This window comes from Acidovorax sp. ST3 (genome assembly GCF_003231145.1).
Taxonomy (GTDB): domain Bacteria; phylum Pseudomonadota; class Gammaproteobacteria; order Burkholderiales; family Burkholderiaceae_C; genus Acidovorax.
This window is the reverse complement of sequence record NZ_QKVP01000003.1, coordinates 749,706-760,356: the sequence shown is the minus strand read 5'-3', so window position 1 is coordinate 760,356 and position 10,651 is coordinate 749,706. Positions and strand designations below refer to the sequence as shown.

General features: G+C 63.6%; 10 protein-coding genes and 1 rRNA gene. 10 read left to right on the top strand and 1 reads right to left on the bottom strand.

Going from position 1 to position 10,651, the window contains the following annotated elements; all coding sequences use genetic code 11:
* Positions 1 to 5 precede the first annotated feature (5 nt).
* A 5S ribosomal RNA gene (gene rrf, locus DNK89_RS12685) occupies positions 6 to 118 on the top strand.
* A 336-nt stretch (positions 119 to 454) separates the two neighbouring features.
* Here the strand turns inward: rrf and DNK89_RS12680 are convergent.
* Complete coding sequence (locus DNK89_RS12680) at positions 455 to 1,528, bottom strand: MBL fold metallo-hydrolase (protein ID WP_110960412.1); 1,074 nt, start codon at positions 1,526 to 1,528, stop codon at positions 455 to 457.
* A gap of 125 nt (positions 1,529 to 1,653) precedes the next feature.
* Between DNK89_RS12680 and DNK89_RS12675 the strand changes: the two genes are divergently transcribed.
* From DNK89_RS12675 to DNK89_RS12635, 9 genes are all read left to right on the top strand, one after another.
* Positions 1,654 to 2,049: a MerR family DNA-binding transcriptional regulator gene (locus tag DNK89_RS12675; protein ID WP_015015787.1), complete on the top strand. Its 396-nt coding sequence runs from the start codon at positions 1,654 to 1,656 to the stop codon at positions 2,047 to 2,049.
* Between the two features lie 42 nt (positions 2,050 to 2,091).
* Positions 2,092 to 2,553 (top strand): PaaI family thioesterase, encoded by a 462-nt coding sequence (locus DNK89_RS12670; RefSeq protein WP_060985488.1) that lies wholly within the window; start codon positions 2,092 to 2,094, stop codon positions 2,551 to 2,553.
* A gap of 41 nt (positions 2,554 to 2,594) precedes the next feature.
* A complete protein-coding gene (locus DNK89_RS12665) occupies positions 2,595 to 3,785 on the top strand; it encodes an isovaleryl-CoA dehydrogenase (protein WP_110960357.1) in 1,191 nt (396 codons plus the stop codon).
* 37 nt (positions 3,786 to 3,822) lie between these two features.
* Positions 3,823 to 4,482, top strand: coding sequence for a carbonate dehydratase (gene can / locus DNK89_RS12660; protein WP_110960356.1), 660 nt, complete (start codon positions 3,823 to 3,825; stop codon positions 4,480 to 4,482).
* A 56-nt stretch (positions 4,483 to 4,538) separates the two neighbouring features.
* A complete protein-coding gene (gene aceK / locus DNK89_RS12655) occupies positions 4,539 to 6,344 on the top strand; it encodes a bifunctional isocitrate dehydrogenase kinase/phosphatase (RefSeq protein ID WP_110960411.1) in 1,806 nt (601 codons plus the stop codon).
* A 66-nt stretch (positions 6,345 to 6,410) separates the two neighbouring features.
* Positions 6,411 to 7,598 (top strand): acetyl-CoA C-acyltransferase, encoded by a 1,188-nt coding sequence (locus DNK89_RS12650; protein WP_015015782.1) that lies wholly within the window; start codon positions 6,411 to 6,413, stop codon positions 7,596 to 7,598.
* Between the two features lie 49 nt (positions 7,599 to 7,647).
* On the top strand, positions 7,648 to 8,727 hold the full coding sequence (locus DNK89_RS12645) for a DUF695 domain-containing protein (protein WP_110960355.1): 1,080 nt from the start codon (positions 7,648 to 7,650) through the stop codon (positions 8,725 to 8,727).
* An 81-nt stretch (positions 8,728 to 8,808) separates the two neighbouring features.
* Positions 8,809 to 9,477, top strand: a complete 669-nt coding sequence (locus DNK89_RS12640; protein WP_056639048.1) for an SDR family oxidoreductase — start codon at positions 8,809 to 8,811, stop codon at positions 9,475 to 9,477.
* Between the two features lie 40 nt (positions 9,478 to 9,517).
* The gene (locus tag DNK89_RS12635; protein WP_110960410.1) at positions 9,518 to 10,648 is read left to right on the top strand and encodes an acyl-CoA dehydrogenase family protein; all 1,131 of its coding nucleotides are present in this window, start codon (positions 9,518 to 9,520) and stop codon (positions 10,646 to 10,648) included.
* The last annotated feature ends 3 nt before the right edge of the window (positions 10,649 to 10,651 follow it).

Here is a 10,651-nt window from a genome sequence, read left to right as displayed (position 1 = left end):
TTATGCCTGATGACCATAGCAAGTTGGTCCCACTCCTTCCCATCCCGAACAGGACAGTGAAACGACTTTGCGCCGATGATAGTGCGGGTTCCCGTGTGAAAGTAGGTCATCGTCAGGCTCTTACAGCCCAGAAAACCCCAGTCAGATATGACTGGGGTTTTTTGCTTTGCAGAACACGAAAAGGCGTCAACGGCAACAGGCGCTAATCAGCACCAAGGGGGATACGATCTAGTCGGTCGGCCTCTACCTAATTAGGCCGACTGAAGAGCCCAAACATGTCAAGCTACCCGGGGGGGAAGCTCTGGATCATTTGGTTTGGGCTACCTCGCGTTGTCCATTGAATTAGGGCAGGTCTTTCAATCAGCGCTGATCCGAATTGAAGGTCCTGCCCCTGCTCCTGCCTCTATCCGACACTCGACGAACGCATGCGACGCGCTTGTAGCGATATTTGTTTCTAACTGGGCGCGCGAAATCTTTGAACACTACCCGGGTCGAGAAAACGCTCCAACTTCCCCTCCATCCACAGATAGTGCAGATGCGCCAAAGCCTCTCCCATGGCAAAAGTCATTTGATGGGTGTCTAACTTGCGCTTAAAGAGAATCGGCAAAGTATCCGCAGCACTCAGGGCGTGTTCACCTGCCGCCTGCAGGATTTCCTCAAGCCGCTCCCGGTGATGGTCTTGGAGTTGTGTGATGCGGGTGGCCAGCCCTGTGAATGGCTTGCCGTGCGATGGCAGTACCAACGTGCTCTCCGGAAGGTCCAGGTACCGCATTAGGGAATCTAAAAACAACCGCAAAGGGTTGGCTTCGGGCTCGCTGGCATGGACACTGACATTGGTCGATATGCGCGGCAACACCATGTCTCCGCTGATCAGTGTAGTGAGCTCAGCGCAAAACAATGCCATGTGCTCAGGTGCGTGGCCATAGCCGCTGATGCAGCGCCAGGCGCGACCACCGATATTGAGGATGTCTCCATCCATGAGTCGGTAAAAACGGGCCGGCAATGCGGGGACCAAGGTTGGAAAATACGATGCACGACCGCGTACATGGGCCAGAAAAGACGGGTCTTGCGCACCGTGCAACGCATAAAAATCCGCCCCCGCTTCCCCGCCAAACCCCTGTGGGTCATAGACAGCAACGCGTGCCACGTTGTAGTCGGTGGCACTGATCCACAAGCGCACATTCCAGCGCTCGCACAGCCAGTGCGCCAGCCCGATATGGTCTGGATGCATGTGGGTCACGATGACGCGCAGGATGGGTAGCCCCTCCAGGCAGTTCGCAAAGACCTGCTCCCACTGGGCGCGGGTTGCAGCGCTGTCGATGCAGCAATCCACGATGGTCCACCCGTCTACCGGCGTGCCGCCAGCATCTGGCTGACGATCGCGCAACAGCCACAGATTGATGTGATCCAGTGCAAAGGGTAGGCCCATGCGGACCCAGCGCACTCCAGGTGCGACTTCCAGGGTGGCGCCCTCGGCGGGGAGCGCGTCGCCGAACGGGTAGTGGATCTGGTGTTCGAGTGGATTCATGGAGGCAGTGTGATGGGTTAGCATTGACGTTAACGTAAACGTCATGCACTCAATGCATTGTAGAGAGCAGCCGCCATACGACTGTCTCCTGTGCGAACCCGATACCGCTGCGTGCAGCACCCACCATGGCCAATACCTACACCATCAGTGACCTCGCCAAAGAGTTCGATCTCACCACCCGGGCGATCCGTTTTTATGAAGACATGGGCTTGTTGCAGCCAGAGCGCACCGGTGCAGCAGGCCGCAACCGGGTTTACAGCGCACGCGACCGCACGCGGCTGCGTTTGACGCTGCGGGCCAAGCGCCTGGGTCTGTCTCTCACCGAGGCCAAGGAGATCATCGATCTCTATGACAGCCCCCGTGACACCGGTGTACAGCTTCGCAAGTTCCTGGACGTGCTGGTGGTTCATCGCAAACAGCTCGAAGAGCAAATGGCCGATCTGCAGGCCAATCTAGAAGAGGTGCGGGAGCACGAAGAAGAGGCGCGCTCGCTATTGGCCAAGGTGGAAAAGCAAAATTGATCCATAATTGACGTTTACGTAAACGTAAATCAGGAGACTGCAGTGAGCACGCCCCCCTTTGAGCCGCGTTGCATCGACTTTGCCGACCGCGTGCGCGATAGCTTCGCGCGGCAGGGGGCCATGCATACGCTTGGCGCGTCGCTGGGGTTGGTGGCGCCAGGTGCTGTGGACATTGAGCTTCCCTGGGCTCCCGCGCTGACCCAGCAGCATGGTTTTCTCCATGCGGGCATGGTGTCCACGGCACTGGATTCGGCCTGCGGATATGCCGGTTTCACTCTCATGGCGGCCGATGCCGCCGTGCTCACCATCGAATTCAAGATCAATCTGCTGGCCCCTGCCAAAGGCGAGCGGTTCCGCATGGAAGGGCGGGTGCTGAAGCCCGGCCGCACCATCACCGTCTGTGAGGGCCGCGCCTTCGCCATCGACGGCAACCAAGAAAAGCTGATCGCCACCATGGGCTGCACCCTGATGGCGGTGACCGGACGCGACAACATCCAGGGCTGAGCCCTGCCCATTTCCCCACCTTCTACGAGGAGACAAACCCCATGAGCATTCCTGCCAATCTTCCGGGCCTCAACTTCCAGCTCGGCGAAGACATCGACGCCCTGCGCGACGCCGTGCGCGACTTTGCACAGGCCGAAATCGCGCCGCGTGCAGCCGAGATTGACCGCAACGACCAGTTTCCCATGGACCTGTGGCGCAAGATGGGCGACCTGGGTGTACTGGGCATCACGGTGCCCGAGCAATATGGCGGCGCCGCCATGGGCTACCTGGCGCACATGGTGGCCATGGAGGAAATCTCTCGCGCCAGCGCCTCGGTGGGCCTGTCCTATGGTGCACACAGCAACCTGTGTGTGAACCAGATCAACCGCAACGGCAACGAGGCCCAAAAGATCAAGTACCTGCCCAAGCTCATCAGCGGCGAGCATGTAGGCGCGCTGGCCATGAGCGAGCCCGGCGCAGGCTCCGACGTGATCAGCATGAAGCTCAAGGCCGAGGACAAGGGCGGCTACTACCTGCTCAACGGCAGCAAGATGTGGATTACCAACGGCCCCGACGCAGACACGCTGGTGGTCTACGCCAAGACCGAGCCTGAAATGGGCGCACGCGGCGTCACGGCGTTCCTGATCGAGAAGGGCATGAAGGGCTTCTCCATCGCCCAAAAGCTCGACAAGCTGGGCATGCGCGGCAGCCACACGGGCGAGCTGGTGTTCCAGGACGTAGAAGTGCCCGCAGAGAACGTGCTGGGCGGCGTGAACAACGGTGCCAAAGTGCTGATGAGTGGCCTGGACTACGAACGCGCGGTGCTGACCGGCGGCCCCCTGGGCATCATGCAGTCGGTCATGGACAACGTGATCCCTTACATTCACGACCGCAAGCAGTTCGGCCAAAGCATTGGCGAATTCCAGCTCATCCAGGGCAAGGTGGCCGATATGTACACCGTGCTGCAGGCGGGGCGCTCGTTTGCCTACACTGTGGCCAAAAACCTCGACATGCTCGGCACTGACCACGTGCGCCAGGTCCGCAAGGACTGCGCCAGTGTGATTCTGTGGTGTGCCGAAAAGGCCACCTGGATGGCGGGCGAAGGCGTGCAGATCTATGGTGGCAATGGCTACATCAACGAGTACCCGCTGGGCCGCCTCTGGCGCGATGCCAAGCTGTACGAGATTGGCGCGGGCACCAGCGAGATCCGCCGCATGCTGATCGGCCGCGAGCTGTTTGCCGAAACCTGCTGACCCCTCCGTAACGCCAACCTTTCACCGCAAGGACCCCATGCCCTCCTCCATTGACGACCTGTTTGTTCACAACCGCGCCTGGGCGGCCCAGATGGAGCGGGAGCGGCCAGGCTTCTTCACCAGCCTGCTGGCGCAGCAGAAGCCCAAGTACATGTGGATCGGCTGCTCTGACAGCCGGGTGCCTGCTAACCAGATCACCGGGCTGGAGCCAGGCGAAGTGTTCGTGCATCGCAATGTGGCCAACGTGGTGGTCCCCACGGACCTCAACTGCCTGTCCACCATCCAGTACGCGGTGGACCAGTTGCAGGTGGAGCACCTGATGGTGGTGGGCCACTACGGCTGCGGCGGTGTGCTCGCCGCGCTGCAGGGCACTCGCGTTGGCCTGGCCGACAACTGGATCCGCCATGTTACCGATGTGCGCGACCGCCACCGCGACCTGATCGCCGCCACCGCGCCCGAATGGCGCCACGATGTGCTGTGCGAGCTGAACGCCATCGAGCAGGTCGTCAACATCGCGCAGACCACCGTCATGCTGGACGCCTGGGGCCGCGGCCAGAAGGTGACCCTGCATGGGTGGTGCTATGGGCTCAAGGACGGGCTTATCAACAACCTGCACATGTCGGTGGACAGCACCGAAGGCCTGGAATCGCTGTACAAGGCCGCGATTGCCGGCGTGGCTGCCACCCGGCGGCAGTAAGCAAGGCGCCCCCGCTTACGCACGCGACGGTTGCGCTGACAAGGATGCCTGCCACCATGTTCCCGCAACGCCTGGATGCCCCCCAGGCCTATGGCATTGCCAAGGCCATGATGGACGGATTCAACCGCCACTACCGGCTGTTCCGCACCGAGTCCGCGCGGGCCAAGCACCGCTTTGAAACCGCCGACTGGCATGGCCAGCAGCGGGCGCAGCGCGAGCGCATCGAGTTCTATGACTTGCGGGTGAAGGAATGCGTGCGCCGCCTGGAGAAAGAGTTCGAGGCCGGCGCGCAGCCCATGGATGTGTGGCACCAGGTCAAGCTGCATTACATCGGCTTGCTGGTCAACCACCACCAGCCCGAACTGGCCGAAACCTTCTTCAACTCGGTCACCACCAAGATCCTGCACCGCACGCATTTCCACAACGACTTCATCTTTGTGCGGCCTGCGGTCAGCACCGAATACATCGAGAACGACGAGCCCGCCGCGCGGCCCACCTACCGCGCCTACTACCCCACACGCGAGACGCTGGGCGACACCTTCCAGGTCATCGTCGAGAACTTCCAGCTTCAGCGCGAGTTTGCTGACCTGGCGCGCGACACCGGTTGTGTGGTGGCCGCCATGCGCGGCCGGCTCGACAAGGTGCGGCTGCGCACCAACTTCCAGATCCAGGTGCTCACCAGCCTGTTCTTTCGCAACAAGGGCGCGTATGTGGTGGGTAAGATCATCAACGGCTTCCACGAGGTGCCGTTTGCGCTGCCCATCCTGCATGACGACAGCGGCAGGTTGTACATCGACGCCGCCCTGTTTGGCGAAGACGACATGCAGATGCTGTTCAGCTTCGCCCGCGCCTACTTCATGGTGGACATGGAGGTGCCCAGCGCCTATGTGCAGTTCTTGCGCAGCCTCATGCCGCGCAAGCCGCGCGCCGAGATCTACAACGCCCTGGGCCTGGCCAAGCAGGGCAAGACGCTGTTCTACCGCGACTTTCTGTACCACCTCAAGCATTCCAGCGACCAGTTCCGCATCGCGCCCGGCATCAAGGGCATGGTGATGCTGGTGTTCGACCTGCCGAGCTTTCCGTTCGTGTTCAAGCTCATCAAGGACTACTTCCCGCACCAGAAGGAAACCACGCGCGAGCAGATCAAGGCCAAGTACCTGCTCGTCAAGCAACACGACCGCGTGGGCCGCATGGCCGACACGCTGGAGTACAGCGAGGTCGCCTTTCCGCGCGACCGTTTTGACGACGCGCTGATTGCCGAGATCGAGAAGTTCGCCCCCAGCCAGCTCGAAATCAGCGACCGCGATGGCGACGGCCAGACCGAGGTGATCATCAAGCACCTGTACATCGAGCGGCGCATGATCCCGCTCAACATCTACCTTCAAGAGGCTTTTGATACCGGCCTCTCCGACCCGCGCGCGCGCCAGCAGATGGAGCACAGCGTCATCGAATACGGCAATGCCATCAAGGACCTCGTGGCGGCCAACATCTTCCCTGGCGACATGCTGTGGAAGAACTTCGGCGTCACGCGCAACGGCAAGGTCGTGTTCTACGACTACGACGAGATCGAATACCTCACCGACTGCAACTTCCGCCGCGTGCCCACGCCGCGCAACGAGGAAGAAGAGATGAGCGGCGAGGTCTGGTACAGCGTGGGCCCGCGCGATGTGTTCCCCGAAACCTTTGGCCCCTTCCTGCTCGGCAACGACGCGGTGCGCGAGGTCTTCATGCAGCACCACGCCGACCTGCTCGACGCTGCGTTCTGGCAGTCGCACAAGGAGCGCATTCAGGCCGGCCAGATGCTCGATGTGTTCCCTTACGACCCGGAGCGGCGCTTTGCGCAGCGCGCGGCGGCGGGCTGAGCGCCCGCCAAGCCCCAATTGCCACCCACCCCTTTTCCTCTGACCCTTACCCAGGAGACCTTCACCATGTCCATCCAAGACCCCATCGTCATCGTCGGCGCCGCACGCACCCCTATGGGCTCGCTGCAGGGCGACTTCTCCAGCTTGGCTGCGCACGACCTGGGCGGTGCGGCCATCAAGGCCGCCATTGAGCGCGCCGGTGTCTCGCCCGACGCTGTGGGCGAAGTGCTGTTTGGCAACTGCCTGATGGCCGGCCAGGGTCAGGCGCCTGCGCGCCAAGCGGCCTTCAAGGGTGGGCTGCCCAAGGGCGCGGGTGCTGTCACCCTCAGCAAGATGTGCGGCTCCGGCATGAAGGCCGCGATGATGGCGCACGACATGCTGCTGGCGGGCACGCACGACGTGATGGTGGCGGGCGGCATGGAGAGCATGACCAACGCCCCCTACCTGCTGCAAAAAGGCCGTGGGGGCTACCGCCTGGGCCATGATCGCATCTTCGACCACATGATGCTCGACGGCCTGGAAGATGCCTACGAAGCAGGCCGCAGCATGGGCACTTTTGGTGAAGATTGCGCTGCCAAGTACCAGTTCACCCGCGAGCAGCAAGACGCGTTCGCCACCGCCAGCGTGCAGCGGGCCAAGGCGGCCACCGAGTCGGGCGCCTTCGCGGCCGAGATCGTGCCCGTGACCGTGAAAGACCGCAGCGGCGAGCGCGTGGTGTCGGTGGACGAAGGCCCCGGCAAGGTCAAGCTCGAAAAGATCGCCACGCTCAAGCCCGCGTTCAAGAAAGACGGCACCATCACCGCCGCCTCCAGCTCCAGCATCAACGACGGCGCGGCCGCGCTGGTGATGATGCGCGAGTCCACCGCCAAGAAGCTGGGCGCCAAGCCCCTGGCCCGCATCGTGAGCCACGCCACGCACGCGCAAGAACCCGAGTGGTTTGCCACCGCCCCGCTGGGCGCCACGCAGAAGGCACTGGCCAAGGCCGGCTGGCAAGTGGGCGACGTGCAGCTGTGGGAGATCAACGAAGCCTTTGCCGTGGTGCCCATGGCGCTGATGAAGGAGCTGGATCTGCCCCACGACAAGGTCAACGTGAACGGCGGCGCCTGCGCGCTGGGCCACCCCATTGGCGCCAGCGGCGCGCGCATCATGGTCACGCTGATCCACGCTCTCAAGGCGCGCGGCCTGACCAAGGGCCTGGCCACGCTGTGCATTGGCGGTGGCGAGGCCACGGCCGTGGCGCTGGAGCTCGTCTGAGGCCGCTGGCTGGAGATGGGATGATCCCCGACTTTGTACAAGGACCGCGATGACCACTCCCTCTCCCGCCATCGGCGCCTTCTGGCGCGCATTTTCGGATGCCCAGGCATCGCTCCAGGCCCTGCCGCTGCGCGAGCGCGTGGGGGCGGCCAATGCGCTGATCGATCAGCACCTGGAAGGCCTGGCGCTGGAGATGTCCGGTGACGATGCTGATGCGGTGGTGGACCTCATCGTCACGGCCCACGGCAGCATCGAGCGGTTTCCGCTGGTGGCGCAGGTGGTGGCGGCCGCACCCGCGCTGCCGCACTACCGCGTGCGTGCGTTCCGCGAGCGCACCACGCAGCCGGACTTTCCCATCGGCATGGAAGGCTTCGAGCTGTCCACCGCCGAAGTGCTGGTGGCGCTGGAACAGGACGGCGGGCAGGCGGCGCTGGAGATCCGCTTTGGCCGCGAGATTCCCAGCGACTACCAGGACCACGCGCGCAACATGGCGTTCATCATGCTCGACCACGTGCTGGGCGAATACGACTTTGCCGTGAAGGTGGGCGCGGTGGACTTTGTGGGCGAGCCGGACGATGCCCACACCCCCTGGGTGCCGCTGAGCCAGCTGCCCCCGGTGTTCGACCGCAACTGGACTGAGACCCTGGGCCACACCGGCCACTTCCCCACGGGCGAGGCCGAGTGGGACGGGCTGGAGCTGCAGTTTGACTGCCCCATCGACGAAGACGGCAACGAGCTGCCACCCGACGACATCGACAGCGACGACGCGCCCGAGACCGGCGTGGTTATGGTCAACACCAGCGCCAATGCGGTGGCCATGCGCGCCGACCTGGCCTACGCCCTGACCGTGGATCTGGCCGTGCCCGACAGCGACACCCTGACCGCCGTGCAAGACCTGCAGGATCAGGCCGCCACCGTGCTGCAAGTGCCGCAGCTGGGCATTCTGGTGCTGACGCTGATGCGCGCAGGGCGCCGGCAGGCGCTGTACTACGTGAGCGACGAGCAGTTGGCCAAGCAGGCGCTGGCACCCCTGCTGCTGCGCGACGAGGCAGCATCGCTGGAGCTGAAGGTGGCGTACGACCCTGCGTGGTCGGGCTATTTCGAGTACGCCGGCTACCTGTCTGCCTGAGCGTGCGGTGTTTTGATTACTCCTGAATTGATAGCTGCTGGCGCATGATGTACTAGCGCTTGCGGCACATTGGGCTTGAAAATGAACTCCATACTCGTGATCGGCGCGTCCCGGGGCATCGGCCTGGAGCTGGTGCGCCAGTACACCGACGCCGGGCGCCGTGTGATCGCCACCGTGCGCGACGATGCCGGCCGTGAACGCGTGCTGGCGCTGGGCGCCGAAGCGCTCACCGTCGATGTGGCCAACCCCGCCAGCGTGAGCGGCCTGGCCTGGCAGCTCGACGGCGAAAAGCTGGACTTGGCGCTGTATGTGGCCGGCGTCATCCGCCGCCCCAACGCGCTCACCCCACCCACGCAGCAAGACTTTGATGCTGTCATGCACACCAACGTGCTGGGCGCCATGCAGGCCATCCCGCAGGTGGCGCCCCTGGTGGCGGACGCGGGCGGCGTGTTTGCGTTTCTGTCGTCCTCCATGTCGCAGATCGGCAGCGTGCCGAACAGCGGCTCGTGGCTGTACCGCACCAGCAAGGCCGCGCTCAACATGGCCGTGGCCGCCGCGCAGCACGACTACCCCGGCGCCACGCTGGTCACCATCGACCCCGGCTGGGTGCAGACCGACATGGGCGGCGGCGGTGCCCCGCTGACGGTGGAAGACAGCGTGCGCGGCCTGCGTAGCACGCTGGCCAGCGTGACCGCTGCCGACAAGGGCCGCCTGCTGCACCACGATGGTCGCCGCGCTGCCCATTGGTGAGCTTTTTGAATTTCTGAACAACGACTCTGGAGACACTCCCATGCTGCTGACCCAAGACCAGGAAATGATCCGCGACGCAGTGCGCGACTTTGCTCAGACCGAGCTGTGGCCGCACGCCGCGCGCTGGGACAAGGAACACCACTTTCCCAAGGAGGCCCACCAGGGCCTCGCCGCGCTGGGTGCCTACGGCATCTGCGTGCCCGAAGAGTTCGGCGGCGCCAACTTGGACTACGTGACGTTGGCCCTGGTGCTGGAAGAAATCGCGGCCGGTGATGGCGGCACCAGCACCGCCATCAGCGTGACCAACTGCCCGGTCAACGCCATCCTCATGCGCTACGGCAACGCGCAGCAAAAACGCGATTGGCTCACGCCGCTGGCGCGTGGCGAGATGCTGGGCGCGTTCTGCCTGACCGAGCCGCATGTGGGCTCCGACGCCTCTGCCCTGCGCACCACGGCGGTGAAGCAAGGCGACGAATACGTGATCAACGGCGTCAAGCAGTTCATCACCAGCGGCAAGAACGGCCATGTGGCCATCGTGATCGCCGTGACCGACAAGGGCGCGGGCAAGAAGGGCATGAGCGCCTTCCTGGTGCCGACCAGCAACCCCGGCTATGTGGTCGCTCGGCTGGAGGACAAGCTGGGCCAGCACAGCAGCGACACGGCGCAGATCAATTTTGACAACTGCCGCATCCCGGCCGAGAACCTCATTGGCGCCGAGGGCGAAGGCTACAAGATCGCGCTGGGCGCGCTCGAAGGCGGCCGCATCGGCATCGCCGCCCAAAGCGTGGGCATGGCGCGCAGCGCGTTTGATGCAGCGCTGGCGTATTCCAAGGACCGAGAAAGCTTCGGCACCGCCATCTTCAACCACCAGGCCGTGGGTTTTCGCCTGGCCGACTGCGCCACGCAGATCGAGGCCGCGCGCCAGCTCATCTGGCACGCTGCAGCATTACGTGATGCCGGCAAGCCCTGCCTGAAGGAAGCCGCCATGGCCAAGCTGTTTGCCAGCGAGATGGCCGAGCGCGTGTGCAGTGCCGCCATCCAGACGCTGGGCGGGTATGGCGTGGTCAACGACTTCCCGGTGGAACGCATCTACCGCGACGTGCGCGTGTGCCAGATCTACGAAGGCACGAGCGACGTGCAGAAGATCATCATCCAGCGCGCACTGGCCTGAGAG